At 69.4% G+C, this 21,058-nt stretch carries 18 protein-coding genes, 1 tRNA gene and 1 pseudogene; 7 read left to right on the forward strand and 13 right to left on the reverse strand.

Annotated elements, in window-relative coordinates:
• Positions 1–190 precede the first annotated feature (190 nt).
• The 7 genes from ABXJ52_RS17880 to ABXJ52_RS17910 form a co-directional block, all read right to left on the reverse strand.
• Positions 191–973, reverse strand: coding sequence for a TetR/AcrR family transcriptional regulator (locus tag ABXJ52_RS17880; RefSeq protein ID WP_367043598.1), 783 nt, complete (start codon positions 971–973; stop codon positions 191–193).
• A 111-nt stretch (positions 974–1,084) separates the two neighbouring features.
• Positions 1,085–2,602, reverse strand: a complete 1,518-nt coding sequence (locus ABXJ52_RS17885; protein ID WP_367043599.1) for an MFS transporter — start codon at positions 2,600–2,602, stop codon at positions 1,085–1,087.
• Positions 2,603–2,802: 200 nt separating this feature from the next.
• Positions 2,803–5,007 carry a glycosyltransferase family 39 protein gene (locus ABXJ52_RS17890; RefSeq protein ID WP_367043600.1) on the reverse strand — a complete coding sequence of 735 codons (2,205 nt, stop codon included), beginning with the start codon at positions 5,005–5,007 and terminating at the stop codon, positions 2,803–2,805.
• Positions 5,004–6,335, reverse strand: coding sequence for a bifunctional glycosyltransferase family 2/GtrA family protein (locus tag ABXJ52_RS17895; protein WP_367043601.1), 1,332 nt, complete (start codon positions 6,333–6,335; stop codon positions 5,004–5,006). Before ABXJ52_RS17895 ends, ABXJ52_RS17890 begins: the two co-directional genes overlap by 4 nt.
• A 26-nt stretch (positions 6,336–6,361) precedes the next feature.
• Positions 6,362–8,008 (reverse strand): HAMP domain-containing sensor histidine kinase, encoded by a 1,647-nt coding sequence (locus ABXJ52_RS17900; RefSeq protein ID WP_367043602.1) that lies wholly within the window; start codon positions 8,006–8,008, stop codon positions 6,362–6,364.
• A gap of 27 nt (positions 8,009–8,035) precedes the next feature.
• The gene (locus ABXJ52_RS17905) at positions 8,036–8,797 is read right to left on the reverse strand and encodes a response regulator transcription factor (RefSeq protein WP_367043603.1); all 762 of its coding nucleotides are present in this window, start codon (positions 8,795–8,797) and stop codon (positions 8,036–8,038) included.
• A gap of 198 nt (positions 8,798–8,995) precedes the next feature.
• A complete protein-coding gene (locus ABXJ52_RS17910) occupies positions 8,996–9,484 on the reverse strand; it encodes a winged helix-turn-helix domain-containing protein (protein ID WP_367049108.1) in 489 nt (162 codons plus the stop codon).
• Between the two features lie 168 nt (positions 9,485–9,652).
• Here ABXJ52_RS17910 and ABXJ52_RS17915 point away from each other — a divergent pair, with 168 nt between their 5' ends.
• The 3 genes from ABXJ52_RS17915 to ABXJ52_RS17925 all read left to right on the forward strand — a co-directional run bounded on the left by ABXJ52_RS17915 (position 9,653) and on the right by ABXJ52_RS17925 (position 10,633).
• A complete protein-coding gene (locus ABXJ52_RS17915; RefSeq protein ID WP_367043604.1) occupies positions 9,653–9,946 on the forward strand; it encodes a hypothetical protein in 294 nt (97 codons plus the stop codon).
• Entirely contained in the window at positions 9,946–10,230 is a 285-nt protein-coding gene (locus tag ABXJ52_RS17920; protein ID WP_367043605.1) for a hypothetical protein, read from the forward strand. The genes ABXJ52_RS17915 and ABXJ52_RS17920 overlap by 1 nt, the downstream gene beginning before the upstream one ends.
• 115 nt (positions 10,231–10,345) lie before the next feature.
• Positions 10,346–10,633 carry a hypothetical protein gene (locus ABXJ52_RS17925; RefSeq protein WP_367043606.1) on the forward strand — a complete coding sequence of 96 codons (288 nt, stop codon included), beginning with the start codon at positions 10,346–10,348 and terminating at the stop codon, positions 10,631–10,633.
• Positions 10,634–10,786: 153 nt separating this feature from the next.
• Here the strand turns inward: ABXJ52_RS17925 and ABXJ52_RS17930 are convergent, their stop codons facing one another.
• Positions 10,787–11,659 carry a DUF2797 domain-containing protein gene (locus tag ABXJ52_RS17930; protein ID WP_367043607.1) on the reverse strand — a complete coding sequence of 291 codons (873 nt, stop codon included), beginning with the start codon at positions 11,657–11,659 and terminating at the stop codon, positions 10,787–10,789.
• Positions 11,660–12,012: 353 nt separating this feature from the next.
• Here ABXJ52_RS17930 and sigJ point away from each other — a divergent pair, with 353 nt between their 5' ends.
• Together sigJ and ABXJ52_RS17940 are read left to right on the forward strand one after the other, a co-directional pair.
• Positions 12,013–12,957, forward strand: coding sequence for an RNA polymerase sigma factor SigJ (gene sigJ, locus ABXJ52_RS17935; RefSeq protein ID WP_367043608.1), 945 nt, complete (start codon positions 12,013–12,015; stop codon positions 12,955–12,957).
• Positions 12,958–13,078: 121 nt separating this feature from the next.
• Positions 13,079–14,317 (forward strand): FAD-dependent oxidoreductase, encoded by a 1,239-nt coding sequence (locus tag ABXJ52_RS17940; protein WP_367043609.1) that lies wholly within the window; start codon positions 13,079–13,081, stop codon positions 14,315–14,317.
• Between the two features lie 393 nt (positions 14,318–14,710).
• Here ABXJ52_RS17940 and ABXJ52_RS17945 read toward each other — a convergent pair.
• The 4 genes and pseudogenes from ABXJ52_RS17945 to ABXJ52_RS17960 form a co-directional block, all read right to left on the reverse strand.
• A pseudogene (locus ABXJ52_RS17945) lies at positions 14,711–15,127 on the reverse strand (transcriptional regulator); the annotation flags it as partial.
• A gap of 55 nt (positions 15,128–15,182) precedes the next feature.
• Positions 15,183–15,941: an ANTAR domain-containing protein gene (locus tag ABXJ52_RS17950; RefSeq protein WP_367043610.1), complete on the reverse strand. Its 759-nt coding sequence runs from the start codon at positions 15,939–15,941 to the stop codon at positions 15,183–15,185.
• Positions 15,942–16,092: 151 nt separating this feature from the next.
• A tRNA-OTHER gene (locus tag ABXJ52_RS17955) sits at positions 16,093–16,191 on the reverse strand.
• Positions 16,192–16,245: 54 nt separating this feature from the next.
• Positions 16,246–16,977, reverse strand: a complete 732-nt coding sequence (locus ABXJ52_RS17960) for a hypothetical protein (RefSeq protein WP_367043611.1) — start codon at positions 16,975–16,977, stop codon at positions 16,246–16,248.
• A 575-nt stretch (positions 16,978–17,552) separates the two neighbouring features.
• Here ABXJ52_RS17960 and ABXJ52_RS17965 point away from each other — a divergent pair.
• Positions 17,553–17,693 (forward strand): hypothetical protein, encoded by a 141-nt coding sequence (locus tag ABXJ52_RS17965; protein ID WP_367043612.1) that lies wholly within the window; start codon positions 17,553–17,555, stop codon positions 17,691–17,693.
• A gap of 1,249 nt (positions 17,694–18,942) precedes the next feature.
• Entirely contained in the window at positions 18,943–19,734 is a 792-nt protein-coding gene (locus tag ABXJ52_RS17970; RefSeq protein WP_367043613.1) for an NUDIX domain-containing protein, read from the forward strand.
• On the opposite strand, the gene ABXJ52_RS17975 is transcribed toward ABXJ52_RS17970, so the two are convergent.
• Positions 19,718–20,851 (reverse strand): helix-turn-helix transcriptional regulator, encoded by a 1,134-nt coding sequence (locus ABXJ52_RS17975; RefSeq protein WP_367049110.1) that lies wholly within the window; start codon positions 20,849–20,851, stop codon positions 19,718–19,720. The two genes, ABXJ52_RS17970 and ABXJ52_RS17975, sit on opposite strands and share 17 nt — an antisense overlap.
• Positions 20,852–21,058 lie beyond the last annotated feature (207 nt).

The following is a 21,058-nucleotide window of genomic DNA, read 5'->3' on the forward strand; positions in this document are numbered from 1 at the left end:
CACTGCGGGGCAATCGGGCGGGTGGGCGGGAAAGGCTTGTTCGTTCAGGGGTGGATGCGGGGTGACGGGCGGGTGGGTGGGAAAGGCCTGTTCGGGCGGCGGCGGGTGCCGGGGTCAGCTGAACCGGCCGGGGGAGGTGCGCACCCCCCGGCCAAGGCGTAGCCAGAACCTGGCCGTAGCTGGTCGAGGCCTAGAGGCCAGGTCCAAGCATGGCCTCGATCCCCGCCACCATCAGATCCAGCGCCACCTTGAAGTCCAGCTCCCACATCTCCTCGACCGTGGACCCGCCCCGCGCCTCCATCATGTCGGAGGCGCTGTGCAGGGTCTTCTCCACCTCCGGGTGATCGCGCACCACGCCCATCGCTTCCTTGAAGTACTCCCCGGGAGTCAGCCCCGCCGCCGCGCACCGCGCGATGTAGTGGCCCTGCACGGTGCCGAACCCGTACACGAACTGGAAGACCGCGGCGATCGCGCCCGCCTGCTTCTGCGCGGGCAGGCCGGTCCTGCGCACCACTTCCTGCACGGTCAGGGCGAACCTGAGCCAGTTCGGTCCAATGTTCAGGTAGTTGCCGACCAGCGGTGACACCCACGCATGCCGGACCAGCAACCCCCGGTACTCCTCGGCCAGTTCGCGCAGGACCTCGCGCCAGCGGTCCTGCGTGATCGACTCGGCGTCCGGCAGGGTCATCTCCCCGGCAGCCGCGTCCAGGGCCAGTTCGAGGAGGTCGTCCTTGGTGTCGACGTACCAGTAGACGGACATCGCCGTGACGTTCAGGTCCGCCGCGAGGCGGCGCATGGAGAACTTGGCGAGGCCCTCCTCGTCCAGGAGGCGCACCGTGGCCTCCGTGATGCGGTCCCGGTCGAGGCCCGACGGCTGATCACTCCTGCGGCCCGCGCCGTTCCGGGGGGCCTTGCCCTCCAGCCAGACGCTGGTCCGCGCGGGGCGCTTCGCGCGGTCGGCTGCCTTCGCCATGGCGCACCTTCCTGGTCCTGAGTCCTGAGTCCTGAGTCTGTGTACCGGTACCTGGTCATACGGGGCGGGCGGCAAACCGGAATCGGCCGGTCCGCCGCCCGCCCGTCGATGCTATGCGGACGCGGCAGCCGGGTCCGTCTTCGCAGAGTCTGCCCTCTCCGCACGCTTGAGCAACGCGGCTGCCAGCATGCCGCCGAGGAGCACGGCCACCGCGCCCACCAGCTGACTGGTCTCCAGGCCCGAGGAGAACGCGTCGGCGATCCGCGTGCGTTCGGCGTCCGACCCGGCCGCGGCGAGCGCGGCGGGCAGCGAGACCGCGGAGACGGTGACCAGTGAGGCGAAGCGCGAGTTCAGTACGGCGCCGAGCACGGCCACGCCGAGACCGTTGCCGAACTCCGCGAGCGTGCCGTTGACGCCCGCGCCCACGCCCGCCTTCTCCGGCGGGATCGCGCTCATGATCGCGTTGGCCATGGCGGGCATGGCGAGCGCGATGCCCGCGCCCATCACGATGAGACCGGCCAGCATCCCGGCGTAGGCGTCGCCGCCGAGCACGGCGATCGCCGCGAGGCCCGCGGAGAGCAGACTCATGCCGATGGCGATCGTCGCGGGGGTGCTTGTCCTCTTCAGGAGCCGCGCGCCGAGGCCGGTGAGGTTGAGCGCGACGACGGTGACCGCGAGCGGCGCGGTGCGCAGACCCGCCTCCAACGGCTCGTAACCGAGCACGAACTGGAGATGCTGGGTGAGCAGGAACAGCGAGCCGCCCATGCCGAACGCGACCAGGATCGCGCCCGCGACGGCGCCGATGAAGCGCTGGTTGCGGAAGAAGTGCATGTCGAGCATCGGGTACGGGATGCGCAGCTCCCAGACGACGAAGACGCCGAGGACCACCACGCCCACCGCGGCCGCGACCAGCACCTGCGTCGACGTCCAGCCGTGCTCGGGGCCGGAGATGATCGCGTACACGACCGAGGCCATGCCGATGGTGGAGAGCAGCGCGCCGAGCAGGTCGGGTCGGTCGCCCTGCGGGTTCTTGGACTCGGGGACGAGCTTCACGACGGCCGCGAGCGCGACGATCACCACGGGGATGTTGATCAGGAAGATCGCGCCCCACCAGAAGTGGTTGAGCATGACCCCGCCCATCAGCGGGCCGACGGCGAAGCCGAGGGAGTTGACGGTCGACCAGAGGCCGATCGCCTTCATCCGCTCGGAGTCGTCGAAGATCTGCACGATCACCGCGAGCGTGGTGGTGATCAGCAGCGCGCCGCCTATGCCCATCCCGGCCCGCGCGGCGATGAGCTGCGTCGAGGACTGGGCGAGACCTGCGACCAGCGAGCCGATGCCGAAGAGGGCGAGACCCGCGGTGAGCATCTTCTTGCGGCCGTAGCGGTCGGACGCGCTGCCCGCGGTGAGCAGAAGGCCGGACTGGACGAGCGAGTAGGCGTTGATCATCCATTGGATGTCGGCCGTGGACGCGTCCAGCTCCTCGGTGAGGGAGGGGATGGCGACGTTCAGGACGGTGTTGTCCAGGAGGACCGTGAGCTGCGCGAGGCAGATGACGCCGAGGATCAGCCAGCGCTGGGGGTGCCCTTGTGGGGCAGTGGGGGTCTCGGCGGCCGTCGTTGCCGTCATGCCTCCCTCTCCTTCTGCTTATACGGTGTACGTGGGGTCAGCGACGTACACCGTAAAGCATCTCCCGTACGGCGTACAAGGCGGTTTTCGGCAGAGATGCGCGCGACGCGCGAAGGGGGCCGGCCGCTGGTGGCGGTCGGCCCCCTCGTCGGGTGGATTGCTGCGTCAGCTCAGCTCAGCTCAACGCAGCTCAGCTCTACTCAGCTCTTGGGCTGGGTCAGGTCGTAGAAGGTCGCGCTGCCGGCCGTCTCCTTCTTGAAGGTGTCCTCCACCCATGAGGTGATCTTGGACGCGGTGCCGCTGTCACCGCCCCTGCCGCCTGCGCCTCCCATGCCGCCGCCCTCGCCGCCGCCCGTGCCGCCGCCCGAGATGAAGTAGTGGATCCTTCCGTCCTCGACGTACTGCTTGAACTGGGCGAGGGTCGGGGACGGGTCGCTGCCGTTGAAGCCGCCGATGGCCATCACCGGTTCGCCGGTGGAGAGTTGGTAGCTCGCGGCGTTCTGCGAGCCGATGGCAGCCGCGGCCCAGGTGTAGTCCGAGGCGTTGTTCTCCAGGAGCTTCTTGGCCTCACTGCTGACCTGGGTGCCGTTCAGGAGGCCGCCCATACCACCGCCTCCGCCTCCACCCCGGAGGCCACGCTCACCGGCGCCCGGCATGTTGCCCTGCTTCTGCCCCTGTTGGCCTTGCTGGCCCTGCTGCCCTTGCTGACCCGGGGGCCGCATGCCATTGCCGCCCTGCTGGCCCGGCTGCCCCTGCTGCCCCGGCTGCCCCTGTTGCCCTTGCTGCCCCGGCGGCTGCATCCCCCCACCGCCTCCGCCCCGGCCACCCCCACCGGGGCCGCCGCCAGGTCCGCCCCTGCCGCCCGCCGCCGCGGGGCCCGCGGTCACGATCGAGCCGGTGTGCGCGCTGTTCACGGTGGACAGGGTGTACGCGACCGGCCCCGCCACGGATGCCGCGAGGCTCAGCACCACTGCCGCCAGGGCCAGTTGACGCCCCAGCCTGGCCGCGAGCAGCACCCCGAGCGCGCCCACGAGGCCGCCGACGAGCACCGCCCACCGCAGCCACGGCACGTAGTCGGGAGTCCGGCCGAGCAGGACGTACCCCCACCACGCGGTGACCGCCACGCTCACGCCGAGCAGCGCACCCGCCCACCACTTGGAGCGCTCCTCCCACAGGACCGTGGCGCCCATGCCGATCAGCGCCGCGACGTAGGGGGCGAGGGCGATCGTGTAGTACTGGTGGAAGATCCCCGCCATGAAGCTGAAGACGGCCGCCGTCATCAGGAGCGCGCCGCCCCACGCCACGAACGCCGAGCGCGCGGTGTCGGTCCTGCGGGCCTTCCAGGTGAGGACGATGCCGCCGACGAGGAGGATCAGCGCGGCCGGGATCAGCCAGGAGATCTGGCTGCCGACCTGCGAGTCAAACATCCGCCCGAGCCCGGTCTCGCCCCACTGCCCGCCGCCTCCGCCACCGCCGGGGCCACCGCCCCCGCCGACGCTGCCGGTCTCCTCGCCGTTGATGCGGCCGAGGCCGTTGTAGCCGAAGGTCAGTTCAAGGAAGGAGTTGTTCTGCGAGCCGCCGATGTACGGGCGTGAGGACGCGGGCCACAGCTCCACGATCGCCACCCACCAGCCGCCCGCGACGACCATCGCGAGCCCGGCGAGGGCGAGTTGACCGAGGCGCCTGCCCAGCCGAACCGGCGCGCACACCGCGTACAGGACGGCCAGCGGAGGCAGGATCAGGAACGCCTGCAGCGTCTTGGCCAGGAACGCGAGACCGACCGCGACGCCCGCCCACACCAGCCACTTGGTGCGGCCGTGCTCCAGGGCGCGCAGGACGCAGTACACGGTGACGGTCATCAGGAGCGCGAGCAGCGCGTCCGGGTTGTTGAACCGGAACATCAGCGCCGCGACGGGCGTCAGCGCGAGCACGGCGCCGGCGATGAGTCCGGCCGCCGGGCTGAAGCGGCGGCGTACGGCGGCATGGAGCACACCCACCGTCGCGATCCCCATGAGCACCTGCGGGGCAAGGACCGCCCAGGAGTTGAGCCCGAAGACGCGTACGGAAAGGGCCATCGGCCAGAGCGCGGCCGGGGGCTTGTCGACGGTGATCGCGTTGCCCGCGTCGAGCGAGCCGAAGAACATCGCCTTCCAGCTCTGGCTGCCCGCCTGGACGGCCGCGGAGTAGAAGGAGTTGGCGTAACCGGACGCGCTCAGATTCCAGAAGTAGAGGACCGCGGTCGCGAGCAGCAGCCCCAGGAAGGCGGGGCGTGCCCAGCGCGGGTCGTCGGGGCGTCCGCGCCAGAGCCGCGCGGGCAGGGTGCGCGCGCTCCGGTGGGCCCGCGCGCCCGGTGGGGCGTGTGGTGGCGCGGGCACGGGTGGGGACGCGTGGGAAGTCGTCGTCATCGTGCGTTCCTCGGGTCGTGTGCGTAGGTGAGCTCGTACGAGGACGAGGCGTCGGGCGGTGGTGCCGCCTCCGAGCGGCGCTCCGGGAAGACCCAGGCGCGCAGGAGCAGGAACCGCAGCACCGTCGCCGCGAGGTTGGCGGCGATCAGCACGGCGAGTTCCGTGGAGTGGGCCGGGTCGCCCGACGCGGCGCCGAGCGCGGCGAGCGAACCGCTGGTCAGGGCGAGCCCGATACCGAACACGACCAGGCCCTGTGCCTGGTGGCGCATCGCGCGGTCCCGGCCGCGCACCCCGAAGGTCAGCCGGCGGTTGGCGGCCGTGTTGGCGACCGCCGAGACGAGCAGGGCGAGGGCGTTGGCCACCTGCGAGCCCGAGAACGTACGGAAGCCGGAGTACAGGAGGAGGTAGAAGAGCGTGGAGAGCGCGCCGACGACGCAGAAGCCGACCAGCTGGCGCGCGAGTCCGCCCGGTACGCCGGTCAGTTGGCGGTCGCGCGGGTCGTCCCCGAAGGGGCGCGCGAGGCGGTCGAGCGGGAGCGCGCCGACCGCGAGCGCCCTGCCCACCCGCCACACCCCCTTGAGGTCGTCCGTGGCCGTCCTGACCAGGTGGACCGTGGAGTCCGGGTCGTCGACCCAGTCGACCGGCACCTCGTGGATGCGCAGCCCCGCACGCTCGGCGAGCACCAGCATCTCCGTGTCGAAGAACCACCCCGTGTCCTCGACCAGCGGAAGCAGCACCCCCGCCACGTCGCCCCTGATCGCCTTGAACCCGCACTGGGCGTCGGAGAAACGGGCGTGCAGGGAGCCACGCAGGATGAGGTTGTACGAGCGCGAGATGAACTCGCGCTTGGGGCCGCGCACCACGCGCGAGCTGCGCGCGAGCCGGGAGCCGATCGCCAGGTCCGAGTGCCCGGAGATCAGCGGGGCCACCAGCGGGAGCAGCGCGTTGAGGTCGGTGGACAGGTCCACGTCCATATAGGCGAGGACGGGCGCGTCCGAGGCGGACCACACGGCGCGCAGGGCGCGCCCGCGCCCCTTCTGCTCGAGCCGCGTGCAGCGGACCTCTTCGCTCGACGCCGCGAGTCGCGCCGCCACTTCGGGGGTGCGGTCCGTGGACGCGTTGTCCGCGATGGTGATGCGGAAGGGGTAGGGGAAGGTGCGGACGAGGTGGTCGTGCAGGCGCCGCACGCACGGCCCCAGGTCCTTCTCCTCGTTGTAGACGGGGATCACGATGTCCAGGACGGGCACGCCGCGCCGTCCGGCGGGAAGGTGGGCCCGCGCGGGCAGAGGGACCGAGCAAGCGCCGCCCGGAGAAGAGTCGGTTTGCATGGCACCGACATTCGCCAAGTGGTCTGTCAGGGCTGTGTGGTGAGCCTGTGGCCCGCCTGTGAGTGCCATCCGGAGCCGCTGACCTGCACGGATTCCGTAGGCGGCGTCACCGTGAAGTCCGTGGGCAACGTCACCGCGAAGTCCGTGGGCAACGTCACCGTGAAGACCGTCCGTCCCGGCACGCTGTCCACTGTCACACCGCCGCCGTGCGCCGCGACGATGGCCTGTACGAGGGCCAGGCCGAGGCCGGTGGACCCGGCGTTGCGGGAGCGTGAGGCGTCGCCGCGGGCGAAGCGTTCGAAGACGTGGGGGAGGAGGGCGGGGGCGATGCCGGGGCCGTCGTCCTCGACCTCCAGGCAGAGGGCGGGACCCGCCAGCCGCACGCGCGCGGTGACCTTCGTGCCCGGTGGGGTGTGCGTACGAGCGTTGGCGAGGAGATTGACGACGACCTGGTGGAGGCGGGCGGCGTCGGCGAGGACGAGCGCGGGCTCGTCGGGCAGCTCCAGGGACCAGATGTGCTCGGGTCCTGCTGCGCGCGCGTCGCTGACGGTGTCCACGACCAGCGGTGAGAGATCAGTGCTCTGATACGAGAGCGGCAGTCGGGACCCCGGGCCGTCGGCGGCCCCACCACCGCACCCCTCGTCGAGCCGGGCGAGCAGCAGGAGATCCTCCACGAGCCCGGTCATCCGCTGGGCCTCGGACTCGATCCGGCCGAGCGCGTGGCGCGTGTCGGGGCCGGTCGACTCCCGCCCCCTGCGGGTGAGTTCGGCGTATCCGCGGATCGACGCCAGTGGCGTACGCAGCTCATGGCTGGCGTCCGCGACGAACTGACGTACCCGCGTCTCGCTCTCCTGGCGCGCGTGCAGCGCGGAGTGCACATGGTCGAGCATGCGGTTGAGCGCGGCGCCCACCTGCCCGACCTCGGTGTTCGACCCGGCGTCCGGAACGCGTTCGTAGAGCGTCACTTCGCCGCTGTGCAGAGGGAGTTCGGAGACCCGGGTCGCGGTCGCCGCGACCCGGCGCAGCGGGCGAAGCGCGACACCGACCATGGCGGCACCGGCGAGCGAGGCGGCGACCAGGCCCGCGGCGGTGACGCTGACCTCGACGATGATCAGCGTGTTGAGGGTGTTCTGCACCTTGGCGGTGGGGATGCCGACGAGGAAGTCGCCGTGCGGACCGGTCGTGTACTCGACGCGGTACGCGCCAAGGCCCGGGATGTCGACGTTGTGGGCGTGCCCGTCACGCGGGACCGAGCCGAGCGCGGCGGACTGCCCCGCGTCGAGCTGCTCGGTCCGCGGCGCCACGTCGCCGCTGTCGCTGTCCTTGCTGACCAGTGCCTGGCCCACGGAACCGTCGTCCTCGACGACGGCGCCTATGGTGCCGATCTCCTGCGGTCCCTTGGAAACGAAGCGCAGCGGATCATCCGAGCCCTCGGACAAGCCACGAGGAACACCCTCGCCCCCACCCTCACCCTCTCCCTCACCGGGCTTGAGCATCGGCCCCGACGCGCGCATGGCCACGGCGCCGAGCGAGCCGTCCAGCTGTTCGTACAGATGGGAACGCAGCGCGATGGTCGTCACCGTGCCGATCACCGCGCAGACGACGGCGATCAGCGCCACCGCGGAGACGACGAGCCGCGCCCGCAGCGACCGCGGCTGCGACCGCCGGTTCACAGCTTCACCGCTTCACCGCTTCACCACTCATGAGGCGGCGGCCACCTCGACCGCCGGGGCGGCCTTGATCAGATACCCGGCGCCGCGGCGGGTGTGGATCATCGGCTCACGCCCGGCGTCGATCTTCCTTCGCAGATACGAGATGTAGAGCTCGACGACGTTGGCCTGGCCCCCGAAGTCGTAGTTCCACACGCGGTCGAGGATCTGCGCCTTGCTGAGCACGCGCCGCGGATTGCGCATCAGAAAGCGCAGCAGCTCGAACTCGGTGGCGGTGAGGTGGATGGAGTCCCCGCCCCGCGTCACCTCGTGGCTGTCCTCGTCGAGGGTCAGGTCCCCCACGGCGAGAACCGACTCACTGCGCCGGTCGGCGGCCCCCGCCCGACGGATGAGCCCGCGAAGCCGCGCCACGACTTCCTCCAGGCTGAAGGGCTTGGTGACGTAGTCGTCGCCCCCGGCGGTGAGCCCGGCGATCCGGTCCTCGACGGCGTCCTTGGCCGTCAGGAACAGCACCGGCACGTCGGGCAGCTCACGCCGCAGCCGCCCGAGGACGGCGAGGCCGTCCATGTCGGGCAGCATCATGTCGAGCACGACGGCATCGGGCCGGAAGGAACGGGCGGCACGCACCGCGCCGGCACCGTCCCCGGCGCTGCGGATCTGCCAGCCCTCGTAGCGCAGGGCCATGGAGAGCAGCTCGGTCAACGACACCTCGTCATCGACAACAAGCACGCGAACGGGACTCCCGTCCGCCCTGAGCAGTTCGGTACGCCCCTGGGGCGAGGTCGTAGTCATGCCACAGAGCCTGCGGGGCGGCCCTGAGAGGGGTCTTGCGGGAACCTGTGAATTCCCTGAGAAACGGGGGTGGGGTGCCGGGGCTCTTGGGGGGCTCCTGGGGGGTGGGTTGCTCCGCTGGGGTCGGGTGCTCCGCCTGGGCTGGGCTGCTGCCGGGCCTGGGATGTCGCCGCGGTTTTTAGCCGCCCGGGCCTTGAGCTACTGGCTAGGCTCCTCGGTCCGCTCGGCGACGAACGAGCCGAGGCCGACCTCGGCACGCACGAGCCCCTCGTTCTTGAGGTGGGCAAGCACCTTCTGAGCCGTGGATGTCGCGATCTCGAACTCGGCGGACAGTTCCAGTGTGGACGGCACTCGCGCCCCCACGGGATAGCTGCCGTCGGCGATACGCGCGGTGATGGTTGCGGCGACCTGGCGCCAGACAGGCTGGGTGTCCTCGCCCTCAGCGAGTCCCTCTGACCGGGAAGCAGGGGAGACGAAAGAGCCGAGACCCGGCTCGGTGTAGGTCAGCCCTTTTGCGCGTAGGCCCGTGAGCGCTTTGTGCGCGGTCGCATGGGCGATGCCGAACTCGGCAATGAGTTGCACGACGGACGGCACACGGCTGCGCGGGGGATACGTGCCGTCCGCAATCCGGTTTTGGATCACCTCGGCCACTTGGCGCCAGCGAGCCTTGTCTGGGGCGAATTCCATCACCACGCCATGATGGGCATGCCATGCACTCCAGTGCGATTCATGGGATTGCTCAGTTAGCCCTAGCATGCTCGGTGAACCTTCGATACCGTGACGAAAGCAAAGACCCCCGCGACGGGCGCAACCGTCCGGGGGCGTGGCCATCAGCCATAGCAAGGAGCTGACGACATGCCCGACCTTATCCGCCGCCTCACCGCTTGGGTGAGACTCCTCCTGATCCCCCGCCCAGTACCCACGGCAACCACCCCCGTACCGCCAGCGCAACCGAACCCCGAACCGGCAGCCCCCCGCAGCCGCTACGGCCTCGACGCCCTGCTCCGCCTGGCCGGTGAGGCGACCCGCCTCGTACGCCCCTACCTCACCGCCCACGAACAGCACAGCCGCCTCCGCGAACTGGTCCTGGCCACCTTCGGGTTGGACACCCCGGGCCCGTACTGGATCCACGGCGTGGAGGTCGCCTGATGACTGCCGACGACGACCTCTTCAGCCCCGCCCGCCTGCTTCCCTGGCCGGGCCCCGAGGGCAAGCCCTGCTACCTGATCGGCGACGCCACGGGCCCCGTGTCCCGGGTGGCCGACGCCATGGAGTCCGTCCAGCTCGGCATGGGCGGCGAGCTGCTCACGTACGCGCGCGGCATGCTCGCCGACGCTCCCGAGGGCGAACTCCGTTACCTGGCCGAGCGGTTGGCCGAAGCGCTGCAGGACGCGCTGCGGGTGGCGGAGAGCAGAGGGCTCAGGCTGCGCTGAGCAGCTCCGATGCAGGAAAGTCCCACGAACGCACGCGAAAAGCGGCGGACGAGTGGGATTTTCTTGCAGTCGACTTGACCGGCCGCCCGAGCGCCCCGCGTGAGAGCATCCGTTCATGAGCAGCGACCTGGAAGTGAGTGCTCTGGCGATCAACGTCACGATCCCTGAGGCGCTCCGCTGGACGGACACTCGTCGTGACGTCGAGTTCCAACTGACCACAGTCACCATCCGACTTCTCCCGGACGGCCACCTGGCAGCGAAGGCGTACGGCCGACCAGTAGCCGGTGGTCGGGGCGGTTACGTGTCGTTCCCCGTACCCGACGAACCAGAACTGGCAGCTCTGATCGCCGAGGCGGCCGGCCGCGCCGGAACCCTGTGGTCCGCCCACCGCGGCCTCGGCTGAGGCGAGTTCGGACACGGAGCGCGAGTTCGTCGGTCCGTGGCGGCCGATGGGCGAGACGTCCGTAACTCGGGCGGCACCGGCGGCTGTTCGAGGGTGTGAGCCGTCGATCCAGGCCGGCGAGCGGTGGCGGAGGATTCCGCAGGAGTCGGGCGCTCAGAACAGACCCCCCTGGGCCACAGGAACCTCCCGTACGGGAACAGTCGTACGCCCCTCCCCCTTCACCCCCTCCCCCTTCGCCCCCTCAAGCCGCCACCCCCGCAGCAGCCTGCTGTCCAGCACGATGAGGCGGCCGGTGTCGGCCAGGCAGATGTCCGGACCGGCCACCGCCAACAGATCCCCCCGCACCACCCCGCCGTCCACCAGCTCGGTGACCGCGAAGGCGCCGTTGCCCGCGAGGCGTTCGAGGCCGAACGTCTCCCCGTGGTCCACGACCCCGAGGGACAGCCGCTCCAGCGATTCGGGCCAGCCTTCGAGCCCGAGGGCGAAGCCGTGCGTCCGCTCCAACTCACGCCGCCGCTCCTCCGCCTCCGGCAGCGCCGCCCTGACGGCCCGCTTCCTCGCGTACGAGATCCGGTCAGGCACCCCGAGCGCGACCCGCAACAGCTCCTCGGCCCGCCGCGCGGCCATCAAGGGGCCCCGCCCCAGCCAGACGTAGGCCACGGCCCCTTGTTCGAGGAGGCGGGCGGGGCCTCGTTCCTCGCGGGTGAGGCCCACCTTCACAAGGCCCGGCCCGAACCACGCGAGGTAGACGCGGTAGGTCCGGGGATCGTCGGCGATGGTGTCGGCGGCCACCGAGTGCGCACGGTCCAGCCGCGCGCACTCGGCGCACCGGGCCTGCGTCCCCCGCCCCGGCACGGCAGCGGCCACCGGACAGGGATTGCCCCGCGCCCCCACGCACTCCCGCCGCCCGACGGCCCGGAAACCCAGCCGCCGCCCCACGACCAGCGGGCTGACGTCCCCCCGCTCCCACACGAGGGCGGGCCGCTCCGCATCCGCCCAGCTCAACCCCGCGATACGCCACTCCATGGCCCCAGTCTCGCGTAACCCGGCCCCCCGGCCGACCGGCATCGTCACGACTCCACGGCCTCCGGGCCGACCGGCATCGTCACGACCCCACGACCTCCGGGCCGACCGGCACCGCAGAGCCGCCAAAGCTCCCCCTTGCCCTTCCCAGCCCGGCCCCCTCCTCTGCGCCTCTGGTGCCGAGCGCGTGCCTGCCGCGCCCCGCCAAGTGACGCTTCCGGGAGCCCTGTTCGCGTGGCCAGCGCCCCGGCCCACGGGAGGCGTATCCGGCGGAGACCCCCGGGGCAACGCCCCCACGGGAACGCCCCCGCGGCAACGCCCACCCCGGAAGCAGCCTGCGAGCTAGGATCCAAAGCATGGCTCTGACCATGAACGACGTCGAGCGGTTCGAGGCCGCCAGGCCGCGCCTGGAGGCCATCGCCTACCGCCTCCTCGGCTCCGCGAGCGACTCCGAGGACGCCGTCCAGGACACCTTCCTGCGCTGGCAGGCCGCCGACGTCGAGCGCATCGAGGTCCCCGAGGCCTGGCTGACGAAGGTCCTCACCAACCTCTGCCTCAACCAGCTCACTTCGGCCCGCGCCCGCCGCGAGACCTACGTGGGCCAGTGGCTGCCCGAGCCCCTGCTCGCCGGGGACCCGATGCTCGGCCCCGCCGACACCGCCGAGCAGCGCGAATCCGTCTCGTACGCCGTGCTCACCCTCATGGAGCGCCTCTCGCCCAACGAACGAGTGGTGTACGTGCTGCGGGAGGCCTTCGGTCACTCCCACCGGGAAATCGCCGAGATGCTCGACATCACCGAGGCGTCGGGCCAGCAGATCTTCCACCGCGCCAAGAAGCACGTCGCGGACGGCAAGGCCCGCACGGAGATCGACGAGGCCACGGCCCAGCGGATCGTCGAGGAGTTCCTCGCGGCCGCCACCAGCGGCAGGACCGAGCCGCTCGTGCGGCTGCTCACGCAGGACGCCATCTCCATCGGCGACGGCGGCGGCAAGGTCCCCGCGCGCGCCAAGGCGTTCGAGGGCGCTGTCGCGGTCGCGACGTTCATGCGGGGCCTGTTCAGGCCCAGCGAGGCCAAGCGCGCGTACGTCGGCGGCTCCCCGGACGTCTGGGCCACGACCGCGAACGGCGGCCCCGCCGTGGTGGTGGCCGTCGAGGGCCGGGTCGTCGGCGTCATGTGCCTGGAGATCACCACCGACGGCATCGTCGCGTTCCGCAATCAGGTCAACCCCGACAAGCTCGAACGCGCGACCCAGCAGTGGGCGGCGACGGACCACGGGGACCCCCTGCTCAAAGCCTTCTGACACCCCTCCGCACGCCCTTCAAGGGTGTGAGCTGCTTCACACCACGCACCTGTCAGGAATCGCCGGGCTGTCCGGTTCAAGAGGCGAAACCCGCTGAAGAGCTGATGACAGGAGCAGGAAAATGCAGCAGCACCGCATCGTCGTCATCGGAGCCGGTTACACCGGAGCCATCGCCGCCGGGCGTCTCGCCAAGCGGCTGCGCCGCGAGGACGTCGCCATCACTCTCGTCAACCCCGAGCCCGACTTCGTCGAGCGCGTCCGGATGCACCAGCTGACGGCCGGCCAGGAGCTCACGCCCCGGCCCTTCAGCGAGATGTTCGCGGACACCGGCGTCGAACTGAAGCTCGCCAAGGTCACCAAGGTCGACGTCGACCGCAAGACCGTCTCCGTCGCCCCCGTCAGCGGTACGCAGGGCGCCGAGGAACTGGCGTACGACACCCTCGTGTACGCCCTCGGCAGCGGCTGGAACGCCCAGGGCGTCCCCGGCACCGCCGAGCACGCCCACGAGATCGCGAGCCGCCCCGGAGCGCTCCGGCTGCGCGAGCGCCTGGCCGGCCTGGGCGCCGGAGAGACCGTGGTCGTCGTCGGCGGCGGCCTCACCGGCCTGGAGGCCGCGACCGAGATCGCCGAGGCACGCCCGGACCTCGACGTCGCCATCGCCGCACGCGGCGGACTCGGCGACTGGCTCTCGCCCAAGGGCCGCGGCCACGTGCGGCAGGTCTTCGCCGCTCTCGGCATCACCGCGCACGAGCAGACGGCCGTCACCGGCGTACGGGCCGACCACGTCACCACCGCCGACGGCACCTCCATCCCGGCCGCGGTCACCCTGTGGACCACCGGCTTCGCGGTCCACCCGATCGCGGAGGCCACCGGCCTGGACGTCACCGACAGCGGCCAGATCGTGGTCGACAGGACCATGCGCTCGGTCTCGCACCCGGACGTGTACGCGGTCGGCGACGCGGCCATGGCGATGGGCCCCGGCGACAAGCCGCTGCGGATGTCGTGCGCCACCGGCACCCCGATGGCATGGCAGGCCGCCGACGCCATCGCGGCCCGCCTGACCGGCGGAAAGATCCCGAAGACGCCGATGCGCTACTTCAACCAGTGCATCTCCCTCGGCCGCAGGAACGGCCTGATCCAGTACGTCACCGCCGACGACCGCGCGGTCAAGGCGGCCCTGACCGGACGCTTCGCCGCCGTCTACAAGGAACTGGTCTGCAAGGGCGCGGCCTGGGGCGTCGCCCACCCGCTGCTCGGAATGCCGGCCAGGCCCCGCCCCGTCGTACGGGAGCCGGAGAACATCGTCACCCGGCCACAGACGGCTCCGACGGACGAGACGACCGTCGAGGCCTCGGCCTGACCCGCCCCACCCGCCTGGCCCGCCTGGCCCTACTCGTCGCGCGTCGTTGCCGCACCCTCGGCAGGGCGTCGGGGAGGGGACGCGGGTCGCGGCGGCGGCAGAGGTGGTTCGGGGAGGCTGCCGGTCGCGACGACGTGGCGCGCGACGTCGGTGAGCAGGAGGCGATGGTGGCGGGCGTGACCGCGCATGGCGGTGAAGGCGTCGCCCGGAGATGTTGCGCCGGGCGGCGAGGAAGCCTTTGGCCTGCTCGATGACGATGCGGCTGTGCAGGGCGGCGCTGAGCTGTTCGTTGACGGTTTCGGTGCGTCGCAGGGAACGGGCGTGGAGCAGGCCGATCGTGGCCGCGTCGGCGAAGGCCTGGGCCATGGCGAGGTCGTCGGCCGGCAGCGGACTGTCCGTGCCGCGCAGGAGCAGCAGGCTGCCGATGGTCTCCTCGCGCAGTCGCATGGGGACGGCACTGGCGTAGGTGTAACCGGCCTCGCGGGCCAGCCTGCTGAAATCCTGCCAGGTGACCCGGGGGTGGGAGAGATCACCGGGGCTGACGGCGGCGGAGCCCTCGTAGGCGTCCAGGGCCGGGCCACCGGTCAGCGCCAGCTCGAGCACCTTGAGCAGGGCGGGGCTGGGGTCGCAGGGGGCGGGGCTGTAGAGCTGCGGGCCCGGGTAGGCGAGCAGGACCGCCGCGTCGGCCACGGCGAAGATGTCGCGGCAGCGGACGGTCAGTTGCTGGAGGAAGTCGATGACATCGAAGTCCGCGACCAGGGTGTCGGCCAGTTCTACAAAGGTCTCGGCGATCTTTCGTTCTCGGCTCATGCCTCAACTCCTCGGCGCGAAGGCACCCTCCAAGGGGCGGCGCCTGACGGCAGGTTCACGATGGCAGGTCCCGGAGAATCTCGCGGGCGGCTTCGGTCAGGGGGCGACCGGACGCGAAGGCCCGGGCCCGCATACGGACCAGCGCCTCCTCCACCGGCACACCGAGCTGACAGCTGAGGACGCCCGTGGCCTGATGCACTTCGGCCCAGTGCAGATCGACCACGCCGGCGCCACCGGACTCATCGCGCCCATCGTGGCCGTCGTGCCCATCGTGGAAGGTCTCCTCGCCCGGCTGCCAGGCCAGCAGACGTCCTGCCAGCGCGTCGGCCACGCGCAGCCCGTCCGCCGCCTGCCCCGTGGTCAGCGGCCCCGGGCCCTTGCGGTAACCGGTCAGCGACCCGAACCGCGCCGCTCCCGTCCTGACCGGCCAGACGAACACCGCGGCGACGCCCATGGCCTGGGCCTCGGCGGCGAACTGCGGCCACCGCTCACTCGCGTACGCGCCGACGTCCGGCACCTGACAGGGCACCGCACTGAAGTCCGCCGTCACCCCGGGCCCCTGCCCCAAGGTGAACTGCGCGTCTTCCAGCCGCGCGCTGGTCTCGTCGCTGAACCAGACCAGCTCCGCCCCCCAGCGCAGGGAGACGGCGATCCCGTCCAACCCGAGCGCTCGCGCGCACCGCACCGCCCACACACGGTGCTCCCCAGGCTCCACGGCCCTCTCAAGACCGACGAGCAATTCCTTCACAGACACCCGGTACTCCATCGCCGAGCCCCCGCCCCCGAAGACGGACAGCTCTCGAAAGACGGCCACGTTCCGTATCGAAAAGGCTACGCTCCACCCTCTGCGACGCGCCCCGCCTTCCCACGGAACAACCCCCACGGGACCACGAAACCGCCAGGCCAAACGCCCGGCCGAACGCCAGAGGCCCCGTGGATCTCTCCACGGGGCCTCTGGACTGCTGTGCACTCGGCAGGATTCGAACCTGCAACCTTCTGATCCGTAGCTCTAAGTAGAACGGTCAGTGACGGCTATACAGGCCGCACTTCGGGTCTACGAGTGCGCTACGGGACGGGTCCGGTTGCTGTGGTTGCTGTACTTCGCTGCTGTACGGCTCCTAGCGCAGAGGCGAATCGAGCTTGACCTTCGGCATCACCGCGTCGGGGAGCATCCGGTCGAGCTTCACCTTCGGCATCACCATGTCGGCGAGCATCCGGTCGAGCTTCACCTTCGGCATCACCATGTCGGCGAGCATCCGGTCGAGCTTCACCTTCGGCATCACCATGTCGGCGAGCATCCGGTCGAGCTTCACCTTCGGCATCACCATGTCGGCGAGCATCCGGTCGAGCTTCACCTTCGGCATCACCATGTCGGCGAGCATCCGGTCGAGCTTCACCTTCGGCATCACCGCGTCGGCGAGCATCCGGTCGAGCTTCACCTTCGGCATCACCGCGTCGGCGAGCATCCGGTCGAGCTTCACCTTCGGCATCACCATGTCGGCGAGCATCCGGTCGAGCTTGACCCTGGACATCGCCACATTGGCCACGAGCTGGTTGTGGCTGGTTGGGGCGCAATCCGAGTCATAGGCCGGCGTCGTCAAACGCGCCAACGCTTCGCTGTACGGGATGCACTCGCAGCGGGCTAGCCGACGGGCCTTCTGCTTCAGGGAGTTGTTGCCCTGCTTGGGCATAGCTCTTCCAAACCTCAGCAAGCCCCACGTACTCGCCGGATCGAGGCTGATGCCTGGGGCGAGAAGTTGAGCGTGGGCCCCGAGGGCCTTGACCGTCAGTGCTGCTTGCGACGTGGGCGCATGCTGCTGCGGATCGGCGTACACGACTTGCCGTGACATTTACGGTACAGGATTGAGCTTTGTGGGAGTAGTGGGTCCCGAGAGGTCTAAAAGTCCTGTCGGTCAATCCACACCATGCTCGATCTTGAAAACCATCCTGGCGAGAGTCACCGTGGGTTCAAGTCCCACACCCACCGCACAGCTTTAAGACCCCTGACCAGGAACATCGGTCGGGGGCCCTTCATCATGCTCGCTCGGGACCCAACTTCCGCAGGCGCTACCGCGTGGTGGACAACGTCGTCGTGCTGACGGGGCACACCGAGTACTACGCGGAGATGCGATACGGCGCGCGCGGTGAGATCGATGCCTTCATGTCTGTCCACTACTTGCTCGTTGCCTACGCCCATGTAGTGGTCGCTGCTCTGCAAGGACTGCATCCCGCTTCGAGGCGAGACGCTGGCGACAGCGCCCTAAGTCGCCTTCGCGGAGGTCGCCTTGACCCTGACAGGCACGTGTTGTCAGCGCCTACCTATATGCTTTTGCCGTCGACTTCCGGTCCACCACGAACTTCGGCCCTCGGCGCCGAAGACCCCACGCACGCCAGGGGTTTAGCACTACCGGACTGGAAGTGTGACATGGCAGATCTGCGAAAGCCGGACGATCCAGAAGAGTCGGAGCGCGACCCGAAACGCGGCCCCACGAAGGCCGAGATTCTAGTCGTAGTGCTCTCCGCGATCACGGCACTCGCAGGCTGTGTGGAGCAGCTGGCGCGATAGTGCGCCAAACGTAGATCGGTACGCCGGACGATGTGGCAGGGCCAAGCAGAGCGGGCCCGGCCGTTAGGTAGTCGGCCGGACCCGCTCAACGACTCCACGCTTCGGCCCGGTTCTGGTGGTCAGAGACCAGAGCCGGGCCACTCTGCTTGGAGCCCGCTTGTGATCAGTGCTATGCCACGTTTCTACTGTGGAAGTAGCAGCGGAGGATTTACCTCGCTGTACTAATACCCAGACTATAGCCGCTGGCCCCCACTGGTCCTAGCTGGTCCTCACTGGTCTTCACTGGTATCGAAGCGACGGGGAGACCTGGTCAGACGCTACGCACGGCGAGAGAGAAACTAAATAAAGCGACCAGGTCGCTAGTCGGAACGAAACGTACATTTCCCCCTCGTTGGGTCATGAGCCGTGTTGACACAGTTTGGGATCAAGGGCTCTCCCTCCACTCCTTGGCTGGCCATGGTTCGCAGAGATGAACGCGGTCGGTGGAGCGGCTTTGGGCGGGAGCTGCTTTGGGGCGAGTGATCATGGCCCCTTAAGCTTCCGGCGAGTCGGGCAGTCTGTGGACCTGCCCGTTAAAGCACGACGTTGGGGCCATGATCTTCGAGGCTCGCCCCAAAGTGGCTGCGTAAAGCCGTGGAGCCGACCGCCCCAGCCACGGGGCAACGGCCCAGGTAGTGGGTTTGCCCGCCGGGTACCGCCGCCGCGATCCGGCCTTATCGGTAACACAAAGCTCTCTGTGGCCTGCTGTGCGGCAATCCCCTGTGCCCCTGTGGCTCCGTGCTTGGTTTTGGCCGCTGCCGGGGCGACGGACGGACGGCGCGCGCAGCTGGTGGCGTAGACATGGAAGCGGCGGGCGGCGGCCGGCCGGCGCCCCCGCGCTGTGCGCGGCCCCTCGGTCCTTGGATCGATCCCGACTTCGGTGGGTGGCGCGTGCCTGGTGGTCTTAATGGGGGTGTTCTTCGGCGTGCGCTTCTCGGGCCTACGGATGCTGCTGGTTCTTCTTCCCTCCCTAGGTCGGATCGCGGCGGCGGTACCCGGCGGGCTTCTCCCGCGTCACCAGGGACGGAAGATCCAGGCCAGGGGTGGTTGAAGCTCGCGGCTGACTCTGGCGGCCGCGAGCGCAGCGAGCCTTGATGAAGTAGGGAAACTCTGTCCGCGTGCTCCTCATCGGCCCTGTCCGAATGTCAACCCAGACGGCTACGCTGGTGCGGTCCAGTCATCCAGAGGGGTCTGAGGAGTTGCTGCCTGAATGGGGCCGAAGTCGGCGCGGGCGTACCGCACGATTCGCGAGTGGGTTGCGTCGGGGAAGTACCCGCCCGGTGCGAAGTTGCCCTCTGAGCGCACTCTTGAGAAGGAACTGGAGATCGGGCGGACACAGCTCCGCGTCGTGCTGGCGAAGCTCGTAGCTGAGGGCGTGCTGGAGTCACACGTTCGTAGCTCGTACCGCGTTCCTGTTCGTGCCGTGAGTGTCGAACGCCCTGAGGGCCTCGAATCCTGGCAGATCCACGGTGAGCGCACGGTCTACGACAACCGATGGGTGAAGCTGGACCTCGTGGACGTCGAGCCACCTGGCGTTGAGCGCTTCGAGCATCACGTAGTGCGACTGCACCATGTAGCGATCTCTGCCGTGATCGATGACCAGGACCGCGTCCTCATGCTCTGGCGCTATCGCTTCGTGCCGGACAAGTGGGGTTGGGAGTTGCCTGGCGGCATCGTGGACGATGGCGAGGAACCGCACGCGACCGCACTTCGCGAGTTCGAGGAAGAGACGGGCTGGCGTCCGAAGTCCCTGGACCACGTGGTCACCTATCAGCCCATGGTGGGCATGGTCGACTCACCGCATGAGATCTACGTCGGCCGGGGAGCCACACACGTCGGTGATCCCACGGATATCGAGGAAGCGGGACACGTCGCCTGGGTGCCGCTCTCGGACGTTCCAGGCCTGATGGCTCGGGACGAGCTGATGGGCTCGGGCACGCTGGTGGCTCTGCTCCACGTCCTGGCCTCACGTGCTGGTGGACCGTCTACAGCCTCTGTGTAAGTTGCTCGATTCGTCGGCGGTGTCGAACCGACCCCGTGCGGTTCGCCAGCAATCGAGCTTGCTGTAGATGCTCCCGAGCCTGACTGAACTCCCCGCGGGCAAGGTGCGCCTGCGCAAGATCGCACCGCATTCCGGATGTCGCGCGGACGAACGTCGGATCGGTCGTCCGGAGCCCGGTGTAGAGACTGTCGAGAGCGTCACCGTCACCGATCATGGCAAGCGCGTTACCTCGCCAGCGGGCAAGGTGACTGCTGTTCAGGAAGATGCTGAGCATGTCCGGATCGCGGTCTTCCTCTCCCGGCGGAAGGCAGGCGATGGCCCTGTCCAAAGCTCGTTTGCAGTCATCCGGCATGTTGGCCTTGGCGCAGAGTTCAGCTTCGGCAGCGAACAGCCAAGCTCGGAGGCGTGGTGAGGTTCGCTCCCTGCCTAGGCGCTGAGCTTCCCGAACCAGTTGGACCGCCATCTCAGGACGGCCGCCATCGTTCAGCACATACGCTTGCTCAGCAGTGGCGTGAGCCAGATACATCGGTTCTTCGGCTTCCTGCGCTGCGCGCTTTCCTAACTCGTAGTTTCGCCAGGCCCGTTCGACTGACCCGGCACTGAGGGCCTGCCAGGCTGCCAAAGTTGCGGCGCCGGCGAGTGCTCGCGCTACAGGACGGCGGGCATCAGGCAACACGGCGAAGGTCAGGGCATCTTCAAGCGCCGTTAGATGACCGGTCATTTGGTCAACGAGCTTCGCCGCGCCCATCTGACGATCGAGGGTGCGCAGAACCTCAGTTTGATCCATGAACGTCGTCACCATGGAGGTACTGACGCTCCGAGCGGAGTCGATCCGACTCATCAGCTCGGCGTATCCGCCGGCCTCGGCAACGGGAGCAATCCCGTCGTTGGTGGCGAACAGCTCCGCATCGGTGACTCCGAAGAGTGGGCGCAGGATGTGGGCGTATCGCTCGCTGATCTGGCGCTTTCCGTTCTCCCACTCGGAGACGTAGACGCGCAGGCTCGCCGTTGACGCCACATCGAGCACGTGCTGATGCGCGAATAACTCGACCTCACGGATCAGTCGATCTTGTGACCAGCCTCGTGCTTTTCGGATCTCGCGTAGCCGGTTGGACACCTGTACCGCCCTCGACTTGGCGCCGCCACCTGTTAACAGAAGCATGCCGCACATCAGTGCAGGTCGGCAGCGGGTTAACAGCATCCGCGTTAACCCCTGTTGGCTACCGGCAAGTTGAGGATCGCGGTTCTCTTGAGGTGTCGCTAGAAGACGAGTTGGAAGTCGGACAGTGGCAAGCGTTGACATCTGGTGCGCACCAGATGCAAT

Origin of the sequence: Streptomyces sp. Je 1-332 (genome assembly GCF_040730185.1) — a bacterium.
Classification (GTDB): Bacteria; Actinomycetota; Actinomycetes; order Streptomycetales; family Streptomycetaceae; genus Streptomyces.